The organism is Pseudoalteromonas sp. TB64 (assembly GCF_000498095.1).
Classification (GTDB): domain Bacteria; phylum Pseudomonadota; class Gammaproteobacteria; order Enterobacterales; family Alteromonadaceae; genus Pseudoalteromonas.
Genome location: NZ_AUTQ01000063.1, coordinates 1 through 22181 on the forward strand (window position 1 = coordinate 1; position 22181 = coordinate 22181).

15 protein-coding genes and 2 rRNA genes are annotated in these 22181 nt (G+C 40.1%); 16 read left to right on the forward strand and 1 reads right to left on the reverse strand.

Going from position 1 to position 22181, the window contains the following annotated elements; translation table 11 throughout:
* The first annotated feature begins 101 nt into the window (after window positions 1-101).
* The 7 genes from L647_RS0102545 (at window position 102) to ihfA (ending at window position 9580) form a co-directional block, all read left to right on the forward strand.
* Window positions 102-2989: ribosomal RNA gene (locus tag L647_RS0102545) — 23S ribosomal RNA — on the forward strand.
* Between the two features lie 151 nt (window positions 2990-3140).
* Window positions 3141-3255 (forward strand): 5S ribosomal RNA (gene rrf, locus L647_RS0102550).
* 527 nt (window positions 3256-3782) lie between these two features.
* Entirely contained in the window at window positions 3783-4838 is a 1056-nt protein-coding gene (locus tag L647_RS0102555; protein ID WP_024609805.1) for a DUF2066 domain-containing protein, read from the forward strand.
* Window positions 4838-5548 (forward strand): DnaA regulatory inactivator Hda, encoded by a 711-nt coding sequence (gene hda / locus L647_RS0102560; RefSeq protein WP_024609806.1) that lies wholly within the window; start codon window positions 4838-4840, stop codon window positions 5546-5548. Before L647_RS0102555 ends, hda begins: the two co-directional genes overlap by 1 nt.
* Window positions 5549-5894: 346 nt before the next feature.
* Entirely contained in the window at window positions 5895-6875 is a 981-nt protein-coding gene (gene pheS / locus L647_RS0102565; RefSeq protein ID WP_033024224.1) for a phenylalanine--tRNA ligase subunit alpha, read from the forward strand.
* A gap of 15 nt (window positions 6876-6890) precedes the next feature.
* On the forward strand, window positions 6891-9278 hold the full coding sequence (gene pheT / locus L647_RS0102570; RefSeq protein ID WP_024609808.1) for a phenylalanine--tRNA ligase subunit beta: 2388 nt from the start codon (window positions 6891-6893) through the stop codon (window positions 9276-9278).
* A 2-nt stretch (window positions 9279-9280) separates the two neighbouring features.
* A complete protein-coding gene (gene ihfA / locus L647_RS0102575) occupies window positions 9281-9580 on the forward strand; it encodes an integration host factor subunit alpha (protein WP_002960690.1) in 300 nt (99 codons plus the stop codon).
* Window positions 9581-9666: 86 nt separating this feature from the next.
* Here ihfA and L647_RS0102580 read toward each other — a convergent pair whose 3' ends face one another.
* Entirely contained in the window at window positions 9667-10467 is an 801-nt protein-coding gene (locus L647_RS0102580) for a DUF2989 domain-containing protein (protein ID WP_024609809.1), read from the reverse strand.
* A gap of 142 nt (window positions 10468-10609) precedes the next feature.
* Between L647_RS0102580 and L647_RS0102585 the strand changes: the two genes are divergently transcribed.
* From L647_RS0102585 to L647_RS0102625, 9 genes are all read left to right on the forward strand, one after another.
* Window positions 10610-12052 (forward strand): glyceraldehyde-3-phosphate dehydrogenase, encoded by a 1443-nt coding sequence (locus L647_RS0102585; RefSeq protein WP_024609810.1) that lies wholly within the window; start codon window positions 10610-10612, stop codon window positions 12050-12052.
* Window positions 12053-12267: 215 nt separating this feature from the next.
* Window positions 12268-13395, forward strand: coding sequence for a M14-type cytosolic carboxypeptidase (locus tag L647_RS0102590; RefSeq protein ID WP_024609811.1), 1128 nt, complete (start codon window positions 12268-12270; stop codon window positions 13393-13395).
* Window positions 13396-13609: 214 nt separating this feature from the next.
* A complete protein-coding gene (locus L647_RS0102595; RefSeq protein WP_139015420.1) occupies window positions 13610-15238 on the forward strand; it encodes an AGCS family amino acid carrier protein in 1629 nt (542 codons plus the stop codon).
* A gap of 58 nt (window positions 15239-15296) precedes the next feature.
* Window positions 15297-15623, forward strand: a complete 327-nt coding sequence (locus L647_RS0102600; RefSeq protein WP_024609813.1) for a hypothetical protein — start codon at window positions 15297-15299, stop codon at window positions 15621-15623.
* Window position 15624: 1 nt separating this feature from the next.
* The gene (locus L647_RS0102605) at window positions 15625-15906 is read left to right on the forward strand and encodes a DUF1315 family protein (protein ID WP_024609814.1); all 282 of its coding nucleotides are present in this window, start codon (window positions 15625-15627) and stop codon (window positions 15904-15906) included.
* Window positions 15896-18577: a DUF349 domain-containing protein gene (locus L647_RS0102610; protein WP_024609815.1), complete on the forward strand. Its 2682-nt coding sequence runs from the start codon at window positions 15896-15898 to the stop codon at window positions 18575-18577. The genes L647_RS0102605 and L647_RS0102610 overlap by 11 nt, the downstream gene beginning before the upstream one ends.
* Window positions 18578-18677: 100 nt before the next feature.
* Window positions 18678-19232, forward strand: coding sequence for a DUF1439 domain-containing protein (locus L647_RS0102615; protein WP_002960677.1), 555 nt, complete (start codon window positions 18678-18680; stop codon window positions 19230-19232).
* Between the two features lie 68 nt (window positions 19233-19300).
* The gene (locus L647_RS0102620; RefSeq protein WP_024609816.1) at window positions 19301-20605 is read left to right on the forward strand and encodes an AarF/ABC1/UbiB kinase family protein; all 1305 of its coding nucleotides are present in this window, start codon (window positions 19301-19303) and stop codon (window positions 20603-20605) included.
* 93 nt (window positions 20606-20698) lie between these two features.
* Window positions 20699-22117, forward strand: a complete 1419-nt coding sequence (locus L647_RS0102625) for a sigma 54-interacting transcriptional regulator (RefSeq protein ID WP_024609817.1) — start codon at window positions 20699-20701, stop codon at window positions 22115-22117.
* Window positions 22118-22181 lie beyond the last annotated feature (64 nt).

Genomic DNA, 22181 nt, shown 5'->3' on the forward strand with positions numbered 1-22181 from the left:
TTAACTCTTATGAGTTGATTGATTGGTATCTACTTTAGTATTCAATATTGACTTCTGGCGAAGTTAAACTGTCACAAAACAAAGACCCGTTTGGGTTGTATGGTTAAGTGACTAAGCGTACACGGTGGATGCCTTGGCAGTTGGAGGCGATGAAGGACGTATTAACTTGCGATAAGCCTAGTCAAGCTAGTAAAAAGCACTTGAGACTAGGATTTCCGAATGGGGAAACCCACCTGCTTGCAGGTATCGTTAACTGAATACATAGGTTAACGAAGCGAACGCGGAGAACTGAAACATCTAAGTACCCGTAGGAAAAGAAATCAACCGAGATTCCGAAAGTAGCGGCGAGCGAAATCGGAACAGCCCTTAAGCTTATTATGTGTTAATGGAAGGCTCTGGAAAGTGCCACGATACAGGGTGATAGTCCCGTACATGAAAAGACATTTTAAGTGAAATCGAGTAGGTCGGAGCACGTGAAACTTTGACTGAATATAGGTGGACCATCATCTAAGGCTAAATACTCCCAACTGACCGATAGTGAACCAGTACCGTGAGGGAAAGGCGAAAAGAACCCCTGTGAGGGGAGTGAAATAGAACCTGAAACCGTGTACGTACAAGCAGTAGGAGCCCACTTGTTGGGTGACTGCGTACCTTTTGTATAATGGGTCAGCGACTTATATTTTGTAGCGAGGTTAACCGAATAGGGTAGCCGTAGGGAAACCGAGTCTTAACTGGGCGAATAGTTGCAAGGTATAGACCCGAAACCCGGTGATCTAGCCATGGGCAGGTTGAAGGTTGAGTAACATCAACTGGAGGACCGAACCCACTAACGTTGAAAAGTTAGGGGATGACCTGTGGCTAGGAGTGAAAGGCTAATCAAACCGGGAGATAGCTGGTTCTCCCCGAAATCTATTTAGGTAGAGCCTCGGACGAATACTTACGGGGGTAGAGCACTGTTAAGGCTAGGGGGTCATCCCGACTTACCAACCCTTTGCAAACTCCGAATACCGTAAAGTAATATCCGGGAGACACACGGCGGGTGCTAACGTCCGTCGTGAAGAGGGAAACAACCCAGACCGCCAGCTAAGGTCCCAAAGTCATAGTTAAGTGGGAAACGATGTGGAAAGGCCCAGACAGCCAGGAGGTTGGCTTAGAAGCAGCCATCCTTTAAAGAAAGCGTAATAGCTCACTGGTCGAGTCGGTCTGCGCGGAAGATGTAACGGGGCTAAACTATGCACCGAAGCTGCGGATTCATCTTAGGATGAGTGGTAGGGGAGCGTTCTGTAAGCCGTTGAAGGTGTACCGGGAGGTATGCTGGAGGTATCAGAAGTGCGAATGCTGACATGAGTAACGATAATGGGAGTGAAAAACTCCCACGCCGGAAGACCAAGGGTTCCTATCCCATGTTAATCAGGGTAGGGTAAGTCGACCCCTAAGGCGAGGCCGAAAGGCGTAGTCGATGGGAAACAGATTAATATTTCTGTACTCGATATAATTGCGATGGGGGGACGGAGCAGGCTAAACAAGCATAGCGTTGGTAGTCTATGTGAAAGTGAGTAGGTTGGTGACTTAGGTAAATCCGGGTTGCTATTAAGACTGAGACACGAGACGAGTCACTAAGGTGATGAAGTTGTTGATGCCATACTTCCAGGAAAAGCCTCTAAGCTTCAGATTATATGGAATCGTACCCCAAACCGACACAGGTGGTCAGGTAGAGAATACTAAGGCGCTTGAGAGAACTCGGGTGAAGGAACTAGGCAAAATCGTACCGTAACTTCGGGAGAAGGTACGCTCCTATCTGTGACGAGACTTGCTCTCTAAGCGGACGGGAGCCGCAGTGACCAGGTGGCTGGGACTGTTTATTAAAAACACAGCACTGTGCAAAATCGCAAGATGACGTATACGGTGTGACACCTGCCCGGTGCCGGAAGGTTAATTGATGGGGTTATCCTTAGGGAGAAGCTCTTGATCGAAGCCCCGGTAAACGGCGGCCGTAACTATAACGGTCCTAAGGTAGCGAAATTCCTTGTCGGGTAAGTTCCGACCTGCACGAATGGTGTAACCATGGCCACGCTGTCTCCACCCGAGACTCAGTGAAATTGAAATCGCAGTGAAGATGCTGTGTACCCGCGGCTAGACGGAAAGACCCCGTGAACCTTTACTACAGCTTGGCACTGAACATTGAACCTACATGTGTAGGATAGGTGGGAGACTTTGAAGCAGCGACGCTAGTTGTTGTGGAGTCAACCTTGAAATACCACCCTTGTAGTTTTGATGTTCTAACGTTGGCCCCTGAATCGGGGTTACGGACAGTGCCTGGTGGGTAGTTTGACTGGGGCGGTCTCCTCCTAAAGAGTAACGGAGGAGCACGAAGGTTGGCTAAGTACGGTCGGACATCGTACGGTTAGTGTAATGGTAGAAGCCAGCTTAACTGCGAGACAGACACGTCGAGCAGGTACGAAAGTAGGTCATAGTGATCCGGTGGTTCTGAATGGAAGGGCCATCGCTCAACGGATAAAAGGTACTCCGGGGATAACAGGCTGATACCGCCCAAGAGTTCATATCGACGGCGGTGTTTGGCACCTCGATGTCGGCTCATCACATCCTGGGGCTGAAGTCGGTCCCAAGGGTATGGCTGTTCGCCATTTAAAGTGGTACGCGAGCTGGGTTTAGAACGTCGTGAGACAGTTCGGTCCCTATCTGCCGTGGGCGTTTGAGAATTGAGAGGGGTTGCTCCTAGTACGAGAGGACCGGAGTGAACGAACCGCTGGTGTTCGGGTTGTCATGCCAATGGCATTGCCCGGTAGCTACGTTCGGAACTGATAAGCGCTGAAAGCATCTAAGCGCGAAGCAGGCCTCGAGATGAGTTCTCACTAGACTTTTAAAGTCTCTGAAGGGCCGTTGAAGACTACAACGTTGATAGGCAAGATGTGGAAGTGGTGTGAGCCATTAAGCTAACTTGTACTAATTACCCGTGAGGCTTAACCATACAACGCCAAACGCGTTTTATGTGATAGTGAAACAAGCGAAGAAGTTAATATGACTAAAGTAGATATTACTTAAGAAAGACTTAAAAAATATTATCAGATATTTTCCAAATTCAGTTAGTGCGTAGCGATACGAATTAACGCCCAAATTTGCTTGGTGACAATAGCGTTTTGGACCCACCTGATTCCATGCCGAACTCAGTAGTGAAACGAAACAGCGCCGATGATAGTGTAGCATTTGCTATGTGAAAGTAGGACATTACCAGGCTTCAAATTAAAGAAACCCGTTACAGCAATGTGACGGGTTTTTTGCTGTCTAGGATTTACTAAATAGCCACCTATGCCGAACTCAGTAGTGAAACCAAACAGCTCCGATGATATTGTCGCCTTTGCTATGTGACTTTCTACCGCTGTGGGCAACACGGTATTCCACTGCGTGGCGCACCGACTTCAAATTGTAGAAAGCCTGAATTTAATAATTCGGGCTTTTTTACGTCTGCAGAAAAGTGAAATGTGAGCGAATAACGAACAATCCATGCCATAACATAATCAAGTGCTTACATTAAATACCTTCATGATCAAACTAAACCCGAAAGGTTCGCCTTTTGAAAAGTGTAATAAAGTTAAACGTAGGTGAATAGCGTACTACTTACTTAACTATCTTATTCATATTTAATCTTTTTTACTTTCTATAAAGCTAATTACTTTCATTTCCTTAGATAACAAATTTAATTTTGCTTTGTTACTGTCTTTGATTTAGGATCAAATCAGTTTAAAACCAAGAACTAATAGCCTGTGTATAGATTATTAATTAGCACCATATCCATTTTATTTTGTTTTTCTGCGTCGGCAGTTGAAGTAACTGATCTATATCAAGATATTTTAAAAGTGGATGACAAAACACGTGACACTCGATTAGCTGCGAGTCGTAAAGCTTTGCTCAATGTTTTAGTGAAAGTAAGCGGTGATGAAACTGCGGATCAAAATAAATTAGCACAGCAACGCACTAAAGATATTTCTGATTATATGCTCAAGTTTGAATATGATGAGAGAGCAAATGGACAATTGAAACTCGTTGTTAAATTTGAAGCTCGAAAGATCAATGCGTTAATCAAAGAGTTAAATTTACCTCTATGGGGAGTACAACGGCCATTAGTCGCAATATGGTTAGGTATTGAAGACAATTGGCGTAGAGAATTAGTTACTCAAGAAAGCTATCCTCAGTTAGAACAGCTAATATATGACAAAGCAGGACGTCGTGGATTACCCGTGGTTGTACCTTTGCTTGATTTACAAGATAGACGCTTAGTTGGTATTCCTGAAGTATGGGGTAATTTTTCAGAACCAGTAGAAGAAGCCTCTAAACGCTATAGTGCTGAGCGAAGTATTACGGCTAGAATGTACAAAGAACCAGATAGTGAAAATTGGATTTTAGATTGGCGTTTTACTAACGATGATCAGTTTGATTCAAATAGATTAACGGGTGATAAGCAACAAATTGTTAGTCAAATGATTGATACTTTAGCGCAGGGTTTAGCCAGTGAGTATGCTATCGATCCTAATGCTTATTATGAGCAAGCGGCGGCTACCTTAACTTTAAAAGGCACAGACAGTTTTGTTGATATTGAATTAGCAAAAAGAAGATTACTAAGTTTAAGCGTGGTTACACAAGTAACTATTGTGCGTAAAACATCGGAGCTAGTTGAATTTAAAATAAATCATACTGGTAATGTCGCTGATCTTAAAAAAGGTTTAGGGCTTGACTCTTCATTTAAAGATTATGAAGACCCTCGTGCTTTTTATCATGTGGTTGATAAAAATAGTCTTGAGTACCAGTGGGTTAAACAATAGTGTTAACCCCTGAGCCGATGCAAATGGCATTACCAGTTACGTTACCGGATGACGAAACGTTTGCATCGTATTTTGGTGGAGAAAATTCGTTAGAAGTTAACCATTTAAAAGATAGTTTTTCGAAGTTAGCAAAAACGTTTCAATACACTTATTTATGTGGATTAGGCGATTCAGGTAAATCTCACCTTTTGTATGCAACTTGCATTAAAGCACAAGAGTGTGGATTGTCTAATATGCTACTTTCTATGCGCGAAGTTGTTGATTTTGGGCCTATGGTTCTAGATGGCTTAGAAGCACTCGATGTTTTATGCATTGATGACGTGCACCTTGTAGCTGGAAATGACGCATGGGAAAAAGCATTATTCAACTTTTTCAATCGGTTCAACGAACCCGGTAAAATGTTGGTTGTAACGGCTGATTTACTCCCTAGTATGCTTAATATCACTTTGCCAGATTTAGAGTCTCGTTTAACGTGGGGAACAACATTCCAAATTCGCTCTATGAGTGATGACGATAAAGCACAAGCACTTGTGAAGCGTGCTCATATGCGTGGTCTTGAATTAAGTGATGAATGTGCGCGCTTTTTATTAACGCGTTTAAGTCGTGATATGCGTGCTTTATTAGATGTACTTGATAAATTAGATCATGCATCGATGGCTGCACAGCGAAAATTAACAATTCCTTTTATAAAATCAACGTTAAAGCTGTAGTAGGTCTAGAATCTAGACCCTGCTTTCAGTTATCATAAGCTATTACCAGAGCGTGTTTACCTTTCCTGATTGGTATTTGTTTAACTTAGGAGCGTTTTAATTGCGTCGTGAGGGCAATAGCATAGTCGTTTTATGTAAAACTCAAGCAACAAAGAAAAAACGCCCCTAAGTAGAACCGTTTAGACAGCACTAGTTTGGCTTTTATGTAACGCATCGCACTATTTCTGTAGGGAACTACAATACACGTGCTCAGTCTTGCAAAAAGCCAACTAAATTGCTGTCAAAGCAATTTTGAAAGGTCAACACGCTCTTAAGCAATCACCTTCTGTGAAAGATCAGGTATCGAATGAACTTAGAAAACATATTAGCGCAAGCACTTGAGGCGGTAGCCAGTGCCAGTGAAATCGCGCAGTTAGAAGAAATCAGGGTTAATTATCTTGGTAAAAAAGGCGAAATCACCAGCTTACTTAAAACGTTAGGTAAAATAGCACCTGAAGAACGTAAAGAAGCAGGCCAAGTTATAAACCAAGCCAAGCAAGATGTGCAAGCATCTATAAATGAAAAGCGTGAGTTGTTAGCAAGCAAAGCACTTGAAGAAAAGCTAGCTGCTGAAACTATAGATGTAACTCTACCAGGGCGCGTTATGCCAGCTGGCGGTTTACACCCAGTTACGCGCACTATCGAACGTATAGAAAGCTTTTTTGGTGAGTTAGGTTTTGAAGTTAAATCAGGCCCAGAAATTGAAGACGATTTTCATAACTTTGATGCACTAAATATTCCTGAGCATCATCCAGCACGTGCTGATCACGATACCTTTTATTTCAATCCTAAATTAGTACTGCGCACACAAACAAGTGGCGTACAAATTCGTACTATGGAAACAGAGCAGCCACCACTGCGTATTATTTCACCTGGACGTGTATACCGTAATGATTACGACCAAACGCATACTCCTATGTTCCATCAGGTAGAGGGTTTAATGGTTGATACCGATGTTAGCTTTACTGAGCTAAAAGGTATTTTGCATGATTTTTTACGTAACTTTTTTGAAGAAGATATGGAAATTCGTTTTCGTCCTTCATTCTTCCCATTTACAGAACCTTCAGCTGAAGTAGATGTTATGGGTAAAGACGGTAAGTGGTTAGAAGTACTAGGCTGCGGCATGGTACATCCAAATGTACTTAAGTCTGTGGGTATCGACCCTGAAAAATACACCGGCTTTGCTTTTGGTATGGGTGTAGAGCGTTTAACTATGTTGCGCTATGGCGTAAACGATTTACGTGCATTTTTCGAAAATGACTTAAAATTCCTGAACCAGTTCCGTTAAGAGTGAAACAATAAAATGAAATTTAGTGAAAAGTGGTTAAGAGAGTGGGTTAATCCTGCTATTGATACGCAAGCTCTTTCGGAACAGCTTTCAATGGCTGGTCTAGAAGTTGATGGCGTTGAGCCTGCTGCTGCCAAATTTAATGGCGTAGTTGTTGGTGAAGTTGTTGAATGTGGGCAACACCCTGATGCAGATAAACTGCGTGTTACCAAAATTAACGTCGGTGGCGATGAGCTACTTGATATCGTGTGTGGTGCACCAAATTGTCGCTTAGGTATTAAAGTTGCCGTTGCAACTGTGGGCGCTGTGCTTCCTGGTGACTTTAAAATTAAAAAAGCCAAACTACGCGGTCAACCTTCAAACGGAATGCTATGTGCTTTTGTTGAGCTAGGTATTAGCGAAGAAGGCGACGGCATTATGGAATTGCCAAGTGATGCGCCAGTAGGCACTGATTTACGTGATTACTTAGGGCTTGATGATAATATTATTGATGTTGATTTAACGCCAAACCGTGGCGACTGTTTAGGTATTAAAGGTCTAGCACGTGAAGTAGGCGTTTTAAATAGTATTGACGTAAATGTATTAGATATTCCAGCTGTTACACCAACAATTGACGATCAAGTATCAATTGAATTAGTGAATGAAGATGCATGTCCTCGTTATCTTGGTCGTGTGATAAAAGGCATTAACCTTGACGCAGAAACACCTCTTTGGATGGTTGAAAAGCTACGCCGTAGTGGCGTACGTTCGATCGACCCAGTAGTTGATGTTACTAACTATGTATTACTTGAACTTGGTCACCCTATGCATGCATTTGATTTAAATGCGATTGAAGGTGGTATTAAAGTACGTAGTGCAGACGCCGGTGAAGAGCTTGTTTTACTAGACGGTAATACAGCTAAATTAAACGACACAACACTTGTGATAGCCGATCATAACAAGGCACTTGCAATTGCGGGTGTTTTTGGTGGTGAACAATCAGGTGTTACAGATAAAACGTCTGACATATTACTCGAAAGCGCATTTTTTAATCCTGTTGCAATCGCAGGGCAAGCACGTAGCTACGGTTTACACACTGATGCTTCACACCGTTATGAACGCGGTGTTGATTTTGCTCTACAACATGATGCAATGGAACGTGCAACAGCGCTACTTCTTGAAATTGTAGGTGGTCAAGCAGGTCCAGTTGTTGAAGCTGTAGCGGCTGATAAACTACCAAAAGTAACTGAAGTACGTCTTCGCCGTGCACGTTTAGACCGCGTTATTGGTCATCATATAGAAGACGCTAAAGTAACAGATATTCTTACGCGTTTAGGTCTTGATGTTAAAGTAGAAAATGAAAGCTGGAGTGCGGACGTACCAAGCTACCGTTTTGATATTCGCATCGAAGAAGATTTAATTGAAGAAGTAGCACGTGTTTACGGTTACAACAGCATTCCAAATGTTGCACCAACTGCAAAACTTAAAATGACGACACATAACGAAGCAACTATTGCGCTTAGTAAGTTTCGTAATACGTTGGTTACTCGTGGATACCAAGAAGCTATTACATACAGTTTCGTAGACCCTAAAGCACAAGCTATTTTACACCCAGAGTGTAAAGCAATGGTATTACCGCATCCTATTTCAATTGAAATGTCGGCAATGCGCGTAAGTTTAATGCCGGGTTTATTAGCATCTGTAGCGTATAACCAAAACCGTCAACAACCTCGTATTCGTTTATTCGAACATGGTCTTAAATTTATAAGCGACGAAAGTGCAGAAAACGGTGTTTACCAAGTACCGGTTATTGGTGGTGTTATTACTGGTCTTGTAAATGGTGAGCATTGGGTTGAAGAAAAACGTAATGTTGATTTTTACGACCTAAAAGGTGATGTTGAAGCCTTACTTGCAATCACTAACGACGTTACTCGTTTTGAAATTAAAGCAGAGCAGTCAGATGGACTTCACCCAGGTCAATCAGCAGTAATATATGTTGATGGCAAAAAGGTTGGTTTTTTTGGTGCTTTACATCCACAAGCTCAAAAGTCGTTAGATATCAACAACGCAACTTTTGTTTTTGAAATTGAAATGTCAGCAATAGAAAAAAGAAATTTACCGCAAGCAGAAGGGGTGTCAAAATTCCCTTCAAATCGCCGCGACATCGCGATTCTAGTGGCGGACAGCGTTAAATCTGGTGACATTTTAAGCGTGATCGAAAAAGTTGGCGGAAATCAATTGGTTGACCTAAACTTATTCGATGTGTATAAGGGCAAAGGTATTGAGCCAAATTATAAGAGTTTGGCGATTGCTCTAACACTGCAAGCGGTTGATAGAACACTCGAAGAGAAAGATATCAATCTAGTAGTTGATAACGTGGTGGCCGAATTGGCCGAACAGTTTAATGCATCGTTGAGGGACTAGATATGGCGCTTACTAAAGCCGACATAGCTGAACACCTATTTGAAAAGCTCGGGATCAATAAAAAAGATGCCAAAGATTTAGTTGAAGCGTTTTTTGAAGAAATCCGCTCAGCGCTAGAAAAAGGCGAGCAGGTTAAGCTCTCTGGATTTGGTAACTTTGATCTTCGAGATAAAAAAGAAAGACCAGGCCGTAACCCGAAAACAGGTGAAGATATACCTATTTCGGCACGCCGCGTGGTGACTTTTCGACCAGGTCAAAAGCTTAAAACCCGTGTAGAAGTGGGTACAAGCAAAGCAAAATAAAAAAAGGCAGCGAAAGCTGCCTTTTTTATTGTCTAAAATAACTCCGCTCTAGCGGAGTTATTTAGTTGTATCGTTAGAAAACTGTTTTAAAACTCTCTTGGTGATACAAACTCACCAGTTTGTATCTGTTCGTATGTTTGTTGTGCCAGTGTATCTAGGCTATCAATACTTTTACCGATACTTACTAGTTGATGTTCAATTGGCAACAAATCGATATTTTCTATGCCAGACATTTGGGCTACTTTAGAAAAAATATAAGCATGTTTAAACTTATCATGTTTGTAAAACAGACTAATTAAGGATGTAAGAACTTCTGGATTTGGTGTGCTCCCTTCTTTATTCAATTCTAACGTTTTATAGAGTAAATCAATGGTTTTTTCATCGTCGAACTTAATATAGTAAGATGCTAAAAAAAACTGCATTTCAGCACTTTGCGTTACGCTTTCATCATTTTCAAGAGAGAGAAGTTTAGTAAGTGCGTTTTGGTTGTTATTACGCGACCACTGATAATAAAGCAGACCTGGGTGATTGGTATTTCGAGTGTCTTGGTAGAGGCGCGCCATTTCTTTGATGCTAGTAAATTGACCTTCAATACGTGACGTTGTTTTTGCCTTTAATTTTATGTGCTCAATTTTTGCAGCAAGCGTAATACATTGATTATATGTTTCAAACCCTTTGAGCAACTGATATTTATTTTCATCTGTAGGGGCTTTATATTCAGTGTAGCGCTTCATAATTACCTCTGCTCGAGGCTCTTTACAGTGGCTATCTTTATTTAAGTCGGCGCAGAACCCGGGTGTTTCTTTACATACTTTTGAGAGTGTCAACTGATCTTCACACCCAGTCAACACCAGTAATCCTAGTAAAATACTTGCTTTTAGCTGCATCCCTTAACCCCAAATGAATATTTACCTTGTTATTCTAGCGCAATCATTTAACTCCTAACAGTAGAGAATAACTTCAGATTAAATTAGAATGGCTGTGCCCATTTGGGCTATCCGTTCAAAATGTTTAACTTAGGTAAATAAAATGACCTCATCTCACGAGTTAGAATATACAAATAGTTGGCAAGAGCGCCAAGATTACGCCGAAAGCATGCAACCAATTATTGGTAAGCTTTACCGTAATCGTGGTATTGAAATCGCTGTGTACGGCCGTCCTCTCGTAAATGCCAGTACTATCGATATTATCAAATCACATAAAACAGTTGCTCAGTTTGAAGGCACTAAATTACGTTTACGTGAAAGCTTCCCGTTTTTAGAAGCAATCAGTAAAATGGATTTAAACTCTGCACGTATTGATATAGGTAAACTTGCGTATAGCTATTTATTTACTGAAGCTGCAAAAGGTCGCTCAGTTGAAGAGTTTGTTAAAGACGAACTTGCAGAAATAGCTGATTTACCAGCTAAAGAGCCACGCGATGTTGTGTTGTATGGTTTTGGTCGAATAGGGCGTTTATTAGCACGCCTATTAATTGAAAAATCTGGTCCATATTCAGATTTACGTTTACGCGCTATTGTTGTTCGTGGCGGTAAAGATGGTGATCTTGAAAAGCGTGCAAGCTTATTACGCCGTGACTCTATTCACGGACCATTTAATGGTTCGATTACGATTGATAAAGAACGTAACGCAATTAAAGCTAATGGCAGTTACATTCAAGTCATTTACGCTAACTCTCCTAGCGAAATAGATTACACCGCTTATGGTATCGACAATGCACTTATTGTTGATAACACCGGTATTTGGAAAGACGAAGCAGGTCTTGGTCAGCATTTAGAATGCAAAGGTGCTGCAAAAGTATTATTAACAGCGCCTGCAAAAGGTAATATCAAAAACATCGTATATGGTGTTAATAACAAAGATATTTTACCTGAAGATAAGATTGTTTGTGCAGCAAGTTGTACAACTAATGCAATTACACCAACGCTTAAAGCATTAAACGATAAGTTTGGTATTAATAACGGTCATGTTGAAACTGTCCATTCGTATACAAACGATCAAAACCTTATTGATAATTACCACAAAGCAGAGCGACGTGGGCGTGCTGCTGCGCTTAACATGGTAATTACTGAAACAGGTGCTGCAAAAGCAGTTTCAAAAGCATTACCAGAGCTTGAAGGCAAATTAACAGGCAATGCAATCCGCGTACCTACACCTAATGTATCGCTAGCTATTTTAAATCTTAATTTAGCTAAAAGTACGTCTGTTGAAGAGCTAAACGCATTTTTACGTCACACAGCACTTCATTCAGAGTTACGTGACCAAATTGACTACACTGCATCAACGGAAATTGTATCTACCGATTTAGTAGGTAGCCGATATGCTGGTGTTGTTGATTCGCAAGCCACTATTGTGGAAGATAACCGCATTGTTTTATACGTATGGTACGACAATGAGTTTGGTTACAGTTGCCAAGTAGTTCGTTGTATGCGCGATATGGCCGAAGTGTCATTCCCAAGTTTACCTCGTTAATTCATTTGTAGTGAATTATAAGCCAGCATTTTGCTGGCTTTTTTGGTCTTGTATTATTTTTAAAGCTTATGCCTTGTGATAGGCTTTAATCATTCAAATGTTGGCAATATTGTGTTTTAAAATATTCCAGTATTTTACTACTTGTATTTAATGCCAGTAGTGTTAGTTCTGCAAAGTAAAAGGCAGATAAACTTATTTAACTTAAGGTTTTTTTCATGAAAATCAGCAGCAATTTTGACAGTGGTAATATCAAAGTTATTGAAGCCACAGACCCTTTAAATATCCAATTAGAAATTAATAAAGATTACGAGTCTGAATTTTATCAGTGGTTTCACTTTCGTCTTGAAACAACGCCTTACCTATTGCACAAGTTAAATATTAACGAGCTTGAAAAATCAGCTTACCCAGATGGTTGGGAAGGGTATCAAGCAGTTGCATCATACGATCGTCAAACATGGTTTCGCGTACCGTCAAGTTATGAAAATGGCACATTAAGTTTTGAAATTGAGCCAGAGTGCGGCAGTGTCTATTTTGCTTACTTTGCACCATACAGCTACGACCGTCATTTAGATTTATTATCTTGGGCGCAAAGCCAAGGTGCTTGCAAATTAGAAACTCTCGGTGAAACACTCGATGGTCGCGATATGAGTGTGCTAAAAATTGGCGAGCCAAGCGAAGATAAAAAAATCATTTGGATCACAGCACGTCAGCACCCAGGCGAAACAATGGCAGAATGGTATGTAGAAGGGCTACTTCACAAACTATTAGATGACGAAGACCCTCATGCTGCGGCACTTTTATCAAAAGCAGTATTTTATGTTGTGCCAAACATGAACCCAGATGGCAGTGCACGCGGGCACTTACGTACCAATGCTAAAGGGGTTAATTTAAACCGTGAATGGCAAACACCAAGCATGGAAAACAGCCCAGAAGTTTACTTAGTGCTTAATAAAATGCGCGAAGTTGGTTTAGACATGCACCTAGATATTCATGGTGACGAAGCTATTCCGTATAACTTTGTTGCAGGTAGTGAAGGTATTCCAAGTTACGATGCGCGTCTTAAAAGCCTTGAAGATAGCTTTAAAGCAGCACTTTTAACTGTTACGCCAGAATTTCAAGATGAGCATGGCTATCCTAAAGATGAGCCTGGTCAAGCTAACCTAACGGTAGGCTCGTCAGCAACGGCTGAAGAGTTTAATGCATTAACTTACACCGTAGAGATGCCATTTAAAGATAATAATGACTTACCTGATCCAGATTATGGCTGGTCAGACCGTCGTTCGTATCAATTTGGTCAAGATACTTTGGCGGCAATCGTAAATGTCGTTGATAAACTAAGATAAATTGGTATAAGGTAAGGGCAACATTAAAATGTTGCCCTTTTTTGTTACATTATTTACAAAATATAAAAGTTACAAAAAAATAAAAATATGCAATAGCATAATAAAATATGGTTTAAAGCAATTTAAGCCAATATTTAGTCAACAGTTTCAAATAAAATAATAAGAGGAATTCAGCGTGGATGTATTCGGACAGTTTTTAGATAGCCTCGATGGCATGTTAGGGGGGGCTGTTTGGTTTCCTTACGTGTTATTAGGGGTTGGTTTATTTTTTACCATTTATTTAAAGTTTCCACAAATTCGTTATTTCAAGCATGCGTGTAAAGTTGTATCGGGCAAGTTTGATAAAAAAGATACAGAAGGTGACACCACACATTTCCAAGCTCTAGCTACTGCGCTCTCTGGTACGGTTGGCACAGGTAATATTGGTGGGGTAGCATTGGCTATTTCAATTGGTGGTCCTGCTGCGCTATTTTGGATGTGGATGACAGCATTTTTTGGTATGACTACTAAATTTGTTGAAGTAACACTTTCACACAAATACCGTGAAAAAACGGAAGACGGTACTATGTCTGGCGGTCCTATGTATTACATGGATAAGCGCCTTAACATGAAATGGTTGGCTGTTTTGTTCGCAGTAGCTACTGTAATTAGTTCATTTGGTACTGGCAGCTTGCCACAAATAAATAATATTGCTCAAGGTATGGAAGCTACATTTGGCTTTGCGCCAATGGCAACAGGTGCTGTTTTATCTGTACTACTCGCACTTGTAATTCTAGGTGGAATTAAACGTATTGCTGCTATTACATCACGCGTAGTACCGTTAATGGCTGCTATTTATATTATTGGCGCACTTGCTGTTATTTTTTACAATGCAGAAAATATCGGTCCATCATTTGCTTCTATTTTCATGGATGCTTTTACTGGCTCAGCTGCTGCGGGTGGCTTTTTAGGTGCTTCGTTTGCTTATGCGTTTAACAAAGGTGTAAACCGTGGTTTGTTTTCGAACGAAGCTGGTCAAGGTTCTGCACCAATTGCGCATGCTTCAGCTAAAGCCGACGAACCAGTATCTGAAGGTATAGTATCTATACTAGAACCATTCATCGATACTATAATTATTTGTACACTTACGGGTTTAGTTATTTTGTCGTCGGGAGTGTGGAACGAAAAATTCGAAACTCACTTTGAGCGTTCCTCAATGAGTATTGTTAAAGGGGATTACTCTGAAACAAATGAAGAACAACGTTCGCAGCTTTATAATTACCTAAACGGTAACAACAGTAGCATAGAATTATTTAACGGTAATATTGATGTTGTAAATGGTGTAGCAACATCATCGGGTTATACTGTTATCAACTCACGTTCAATTGCAGAAGATGTCCGTTATGGCATAACTGAAAAGCACAAGTACACGGGTATTGTTGAAGTAAAAGATGGTATGCCAACCGACGATAGCATTAGCTTAATGGGTAAGTCTTTAGTGCATTCAGCGGAGCTTACAACTAAAGCATTCAAACGTGGTTACTTTGGTGATAGCGGTCAGTACATCGTATCAATTGGCTTATTACTATTTGCATTCTCAACAGCAATAGCATGGTCATATTACGGTGACCGTGCAATGATTTACTTATTAGGGCATCGCTCAGTAATGCCGTACCGTGTATTTTACGTTGCAGCATTCTTTTGGGCATCGTTTGCCGATACCACTTTAGTATGGAAATTGGCAGCTGTTGCCATCGTCGTTATGACATTGCCTAACTTACTGGGCATTATGTTACTGCGAAAAGAGATGAAGCAGTCAGTAGATGACTACTGGGTTAAATTCAAAAAAGACAACGAGAAATAAAACAAGTACAATAAAGGCGCCGAAAGGCGCTTTTTTTATGCGTAGTATGGAGAGAAGTATGGCGATTATTCATTGCCCAAAATGTGCAAAATCAATTTCAGATAAACATAAGCAATGTCCGCATTGCGAAAGTAACATTGCAGAGCTAAACGACGAGCAAGTTCAACAACTTCAGCGCGAGCAGCGAATTAAAAAAAAGCAGATGTTTATAAACCACTCCTTTTTAGCGCTTATCTTATTTTTAGGTGGGTTTTTCTGTTTGTATTTTTTACAACCGCAAGAAAAAACACTTCAGTGGTATGCTTACACTGCCGCTATTGGCGTGGGATGTATTTGGTACCTCATTAACCGCATTGTTTTAGTGACTCTAAAAAAGAAAAAATGACATGAATATCGATAATCTCGTACAAAATATTACACCAGAACTATTTGAGCGTTTGCAATACGGTGCTTCTACAGGTAAGTGGCCTGATGGCACCGTTTTATCAGATGAGCAAAAGCAACAAACAGTGCAGTTAGTTATGTTGTATCAAGCAAAAGTGTCTCAATCAAATGAGCAATTTACAATTGGTACAAATGGCGAAATGGTTCAAAAAACGAAAGCACAACTGCAAAAAGAATTTAAATCAGACAACGAAATAGCTAGGTTTAGTGAACATGATCTTTAAGCACCTTTTTACACCAAAGTGGAAACACCCAAAGCAACAAGTACGCCTTGATGCGATAGAAAAACTAGATATACAGCGTGATGCAGCAATTTTAAATGTATTAGCACTAGAAGATAGTTCAGCAGAAATACGCCGTAAAGCACTGCAAAAAGTAAATGACTTACCACTTTGGTGGAAAGCGTATAAACAAGATCAAGCATTAAAAGATATAGCAGATCTGCAAATATCTAATGCAGTTTTAAATAGTGAAAGTTCATTAACACCGCAAATTAAAAATGAATATATTGAGCGTTTTGCATCAGTTAAAACACTCGAAAAGTTAGCATTTGCAGAAAAAGAACTGCAAGTACGCGTTAAATTATTAAAGCGTTTAGCAAATGCAAAACTAGTAGAAAAAGCCTTTAAAGAAGGTAGCGAAGAGCTACAAACTCAATTAGTTGAACTTGTTATTACTCATCAATTAATTAAGCCATTATTAAAGCATGCAAAGGGTGGTGCAAAAGCAGCACTTGAAACGCATATTGAAAATGAGCGTTTAGCAATTGAAATGCCACTTGAAGTGGAAGGTGCAACACGTGTTATTTTAGCTAAGTTAAATGCCTTACGTGAAAAAACAGATTTTGGTGTTGTAAATCCACAAGCTGGCGAGTTAATAGCCCAGTGGCAAGCTCTTGAGCTTAAATGGTTAAGTGATGAACGTGTTAAGTTTCTTGATGAAAAATACACTTCGATTACCACTAAGCTAGATGCACACATAGAACAGTTAAAAGCTGTACACGACAAAGAGCAACAACAATTAGCGCTACAACAGCGTCAATTGCTAGCACTTGCAACTGTTGAAGCTTTAAGCGAAGAAATTGAAAACGCATTACAGCTAGGTCTTGAAACACCAGAGCAAATTCAACAAGATTGGCTTGATGCAAAAGTAGCACAAGCTAAGCAAGCTATTAGCGAAACAGAACTTGCTAATAATGCACAATCTAAACTTGCTGTAAGCAAGTTAGAAAAGTTATTTACTCAAGTTGCTAAGTTACCTGAGTTAACAACTGCGATTAAAGAATATAAGCTCGCTTTTGCATCATTATGCGAAATTAAACCAGCAGAAGATTTAACGCAATACGATGCTATTTTAACTGAGTTTAATAATGGTTTTAAAGCAGCACGTAATCATTTAAATATTTTAGATGGTGCACTGCAAAGTACCTTTAAAACACAGTTAAATGCGTATAAAAAGCAATTTTTAGCACCAATGAATGAGCTAGTTAAGCCACTTGAAAAAAACCAAAGCCAAGCAAAACGCAAAGCTCGTGATGTTAAACGCCTAATTGAAGAAGGTCGATTTAATGTTGCCTTTGGCGTGTTTAAAGGGTTTGAAGAGTTATTTAATACACTTACTGAGCAATATCAACAGCCGCTTGTAAACATAAAAGCGGAACTTGAAGCGCAACTTGCAGATGCTAAAGATTGGCAAAAATACGCTGCAGCACCAAAGCGTGAAGCTTTATTAGAAGAAGTAAGCGCATTAGTAAGTGAAGAGTGTACTGACCCACAACAACGTGCAGAGCAAGTAAAAGTGCTACGCAAACGTTGGAATGAGTTAGGTCGCTTAGATACAGATGAAGAAAAGCAACAAGGCGTACAGTTTGATGAAAAAATCGAGCTGTTATTTGCACCTTGTCGTAGTTACTTTGCAGAGCAAGAAGTACAACGCGAAGCGTCAAAAGCACAACGCGAAAGTATTATTAACGACATGCACGCGCTTCATTTACAGCCTACGGCTGAGGATGACTTTGATTGGAAGCAATATGAAAGCCAATACAATCGTTTAAACAAAGCGTGGCGCAGTGTAGGTAAAGTTGACCCTAAAACATACCGTACACTAAACGATCGTTATAAAAGCGAGCAACAACAAGTACTGGCTTTATTAAACGCATTTCATAAAAGTAATGCTGCGCTTAAAAATGAGCTAGTAGAAAAAGCGCAGCAATTATCACAAAGCGATGATTTAGCCGCTGCGTGCCAAGAGTTGAAGCAAATGCAGCAGCAATGGCAAACAATTGGTTTTGCAGGTTTAAAAGCTGAAAATGCGTTATGGCAAAAATTTCGTCAATTTAACGATGAAACATTTACTAAACGTAGTAGTGAGTTTGAGCAGCAAAAACTTGACCAAAACGAGTCAGATAAACAAGCCGTTGCAGAGCTTGCTGAGCTTGAAGCAGCACTTAGCGATGTAAATCAAAGAGCACAGTTGCACGACCTAGAAACAAAAGTGAAAGGGTACTCGCAATTTAGATCGTTAGCGCCAAAAGTAACTAAGCTACTAGCAGCTATTGACGATAAACTTGCATTGCTTACAAGCAAATCAGAGCAAGCTAATCTAGATGCGTTAATTACAGCACTTGAAAACAATGAAGCGTTACCAAGTCAGTATCAAGCACCGCTTAAAACAGCATTAAATACAGATCAACTTATTACGCGTATGGAAATATTAGCGAACGTAAGTTCAACTGATAAGTCACTTAGAATGGCAGAACAAGTAGCCATGTTAGATGACAAACATCGTGGCGAACATGCTGATTTAAACTATTATTTAAAACAGTTATTAGCGCTCAGTGCTGGTTCAGTTGAACCTGACACACTAACGCGACTTAAAGCGACACTTGCAGCTTAATGCACTAAAACCAGCGTAATATATGCTGGTTACTATTTTAATAAGCCGCTTTAATAGCGGCTTTTTTATGTACCACTAATTTATAAACAAAAGGGTTCTCATGAGAATTTTAGTTATTATTGCAGCGTTATTTTTAACTGCCTGTAATACCACGCAAGGCATATCAGTATATTCATTTACTAACTCTGAGGTTGAGTCTGTACTGGGTAAGCAATTACCAAAGTTAAGTGAAAAAGTAAGCTTAATGGGTTTACCGGTTCAGTTTGATGTAAACGACTTAAGTGTAAATATTGGACCTGATAACCGCGATGTTGTTGTGCTTGGTGCCGATTCAAGCGCTGAAATTAATGCATTCGCACTTAAATACCCAGTGCGTTTAAAGCTACAAATTGAAGGCAGCCCATTTTACGACAGTGAGAAAAAAGCGGTATTTTTACGTAATATTAAGTTACTTGATTCGAGTGTTGATGCCGGTGGTTTTAAAGGTAATTTAGGTGCACTTGATAGCCAAGCAATGGATGTTATTAATGCTTTTTTAGCGGTTAACCCTGTTTATACATTAAATATGGATGACCCTAAAATGATGCTACTTAGTAAACTTCCACTTGATATGAAAGTGGTTGAAGGTGCAATTAAGCTAGTACCTCGTCTATAAGTAGATCTACCTACTTACAATATACGTATTAATTAGCCTGACTTTCAGGCTAATTAGGTTTTAATATTATGGCGGCTCCTCGTACTGTTCCCACTTCTCGGCTTTCTCGCTTTGCAAAATTAGGCTCACTCGCAACAGGTGTTGCTACCAACATGTTAGTTGATGGCGCTAAGAGCGCGCTAACCGGTAAAGGTTGGGACAATAAAAGCTTACTACTACAACCTAAAAACATTGAAAAACTAGCCACACAGCTATCTCATTTACGTGGCGCAGCAATGAAGCTCGGGCAATTACTTTCAATGGATGCCGGTGATTTACTTAGTCCTGAATTGGCTCAGTTACTTGCTTTACTGCGCTCAGACGCGAATCCAATGCCTCATAAGCAGCTGGTTGAAGTGTTAAAAGAGCAATGGGGGGATGAGTGGCTAGCGCGTTTTTCTCATATTGAGTTAAGGCCTTTTGCAGCGGCTTCTATAGGGCAAGTTCATTTAGCTTATAAAGAAAATGGCGATCAGCTTGCTGTTAAAATTCAATACCCTGGCATTGCAAAAAGTGTAGTAAGTGATGTAGATAACGTTATTTCTTTATTAACGATTTCTCGATTATTGCCAAAAGATCTTAATATTAAACCACTTATTAGTGAGGCTAAGGCACAGTTATTAGCCGAGGCTGATTATAAACGTGAGGCTCAGTACTTAATACGTTATAAAAATGCATTAGCAACTAATCCCCACTTTAAAGTACCCAACGTATATCCAGAGCACAGCACACAACAAGTGCTAACTATGGAGTATATAAAAGCAGAGCCCATTGAGAGTATTACAGAGCTACCTGATAGTCAAAAAAGCTATGTTGCAGAGCAACTTATTGATTTATTTTTTAAAGAAATGTTTGAATTTAAATTAATTCAAACCGACCCTAATTTTGCCAATTTTCATTATCAGCTTGATACACAAAAAATTGTTTTATTTGATTTTGGTGCAACGCGAGAAATATCAATCGACCTTAGCCGCGCTTATTTAGCTTTATTTAAAGCGGGTAGTGAAAACAACAGAGAAGGTGTGCTTAAAGCGGCTTCACACATTGGTTATTTTAAAAATGACTTAGTTGATGAGTATAAAAACAACGTCATTGATTTATTCTTAATGGCGTGTGAGCCACTGAGAGCAGAAGGGGAATTTGATTTTAAAAATAGCGAACTCGCGCTCAAAATTAAAAATGCAGGGCTTGCCCTCAGTGCACAATCTCAGCAATGGCATACACCGCCCGTTGATGCGCTATTTATTCACCGAAAACTAGCAGGACTTTATTTAATAGCCGCAAGGCTAGGTGCAAAAATCGATGTAAAAATGCTATTTCAGCACTATTTATAGCGTTTTAATTTACACGTGAGTGCATTTTAAGTAATGAGTGCGCTTAGTGTATAAAATTGCCATAATGCTCGCGATATTTCGCGAGGTGCATTTATGATAAAACAATTTTTAAACGATCCTAAACTATTGCTAAACGCAGTAGGTGAGGGCATATACGGTTTTGACCTCTCGGGTAATGCGGTGTTTGTTAATCCTGCCGCTGAGCGCATGACAGGTTGGTGCGCTGAGGAACTATTAGGTAAAAAAATACACCAATATCATCACCATACTCATGCTGATGGCACACCTTATCCCGCTGATGAATGCCAAATATATTGCACCATGTTTGACGGAAAACGTCGTGAAGTTAAAAATGAAGTTTTTTGGCGTAAAGACGGTAGCTCATTTGCAGTGGAATACACCTCAACACCTGTTTATAAAAATGATGAGTTAATTGGTGCTGTAGCGGTATTTCGCGACATATCACTGCAACAACAAACACAAAATGCACTGCAAGAGGCACTTGAGCAAGTAAAGCATTTAAGTGAGCAGCTAAAAGATGAAAACAACTACTTAATTGCAGAACTTAACGAAGATTGGCAAGACTCAGGGCTAGTTGGACAAAGCCATATATTTCAAACCATGTTAGATCAAATAAAACTGGTAAGTGAAACCGACAGCACAGTGCTTATACTTGGCGAAAATGGCACGGGTAAAGAATTAGTAGCTCGTAATTTGTATCGACTAAGCAAGCGTAGCGAACAAGCTTTTATAAAAGTAAATTGCGCTGCATTTACCCCAAGTTTGCTAGAATCGGAACTGTTTGGACATGAAAAAGGCGCGTTTACAGGTGCTAATGAACGTCGTAAAGGGCGCTTTGAGCTTGCTGATAAAGGCACCTTGTTTTTAGATGAAATAGCAGAGCTTCCCCTTGAGGCGCAAAGTAAATTACTGAGAGTCCTGCAAGAACAAGAGTTTGAACGTGTGGGTGGCAGCAATACGCTAAAAGTAGATATTAGAGTTATTGCAGCGACTAATCGCGACCTGTGGGAAATGGTACAAAAAGGCACGTTTAGAATTGATTTGTATTATCGGCTTAATGTATTTCCAATAAAAGTACCCGCCCTTAAAGATCGAAAAGAGGATATTCCTTATTTATGCGCTAATTTAATTGCGCAGCTAAATAAACGATTGGGTAAACATTTAAAAGGGCTAAGTAAAAAAGCAATTACGCAGCTGCAAGCCTACGATTGGCCAGGCAATATTAGAGAGCTGCAAAACGTACTTGAACGCGAAGCTATTTTATCTAATCAGGCTGTACTACAGCTAAGTCAGCCTTTGCAAGCGGGTGGTGAAGTAGTTATTAACCCTTCACTTACGCTTGATGGGGCCCAAAAACAGCATATAACCTCTGTTCTTGCGTTATCGCACTGGCAAATATCGGGTGATAAAGGGGCAGCAGTTAAATTGGGCTTACCTGAGAGTACACTACGCTCAAAAATGCGAAAATTAGGGATTACTAAAAATTCGTGATATATCGCGAAGTGCGTTTAATATCGCGAAATTCATTTTGCTGCGTTGAAATAAACTGTTTAGT

Bases quoted from the DNA above. Each gene is read 5' to 3' on its own strand.
- pheS (WP_033024224.1), top strand. From the start codon at position 5,895: ATGAACTTAGAAAACATATTAGCGCAAGCACTTGAGGCGGTAGCCAGT.
- pheT (WP_024609808.1), top strand. From the start codon at position 6,891: ATGAAATTTAGTGAAAAGTGGTTAAGAGAGTGGGTTAATCCTGCTATT.
- ihfA (WP_002960690.1), top strand. From the start codon at position 9,281: ATGGCGCTTACTAAAGCCGACATAGCTGAACACCTATTTGAAAAGCTC.
- L647_RS0102580 (WP_024609809.1), bottom strand. From the start codon at position 10,467: ATGCAGCTAAAAGCAAGTATTTTACTAGGATTACTGGTGTTGACTGGG.
- L647_RS0102585 (WP_024609810.1), top strand. From the start codon at position 10,610: ATGACCTCATCTCACGAGTTAGAATATACAAATAGTTGGCAAGAGCGC.
- L647_RS0102590 (WP_024609811.1), top strand. From the start codon at position 12,268: ATGAAAATCAGCAGCAATTTTGACAGTGGTAATATCAAAGTTATTGAA.
- L647_RS0102595 (WP_139015420.1), top strand. From the start codon at position 13,610: ATGTTAGGGGGGGCTGTTTGGTTTCCTTACGTGTTATTAGGGGTTGGT.
- L647_RS0102600 (WP_024609813.1), top strand. From the start codon at position 15,297: ATGGCGATTATTCATTGCCCAAAATGTGCAAAATCAATTTCAGATAAA.
- L647_RS0102605 (WP_024609814.1), top strand. From the start codon at position 15,625: ATGAATATCGATAATCTCGTACAAAATATTACACCAGAACTATTTGAG.
- L647_RS0102610 (WP_024609815.1), top strand. From the start codon at position 15,896: ATGATCTTTAAGCACCTTTTTACACCAAAGTGGAAACACCCAAAGCAA.
- L647_RS0102615 (WP_002960677.1), top strand. From the start codon at position 18,678: ATGAGAATTTTAGTTATTATTGCAGCGTTATTTTTAACTGCCTGTAAT.
- L647_RS0102620 (WP_024609816.1), top strand. From the start codon at position 19,301: ATGGCGGCTCCTCGTACTGTTCCCACTTCTCGGCTTTCTCGCTTTGCA.
- L647_RS0102625 (WP_024609817.1), top strand. From the start codon at position 20,699: ATGATAAAACAATTTTTAAACGATCCTAAACTATTGCTAAACGCAGTA.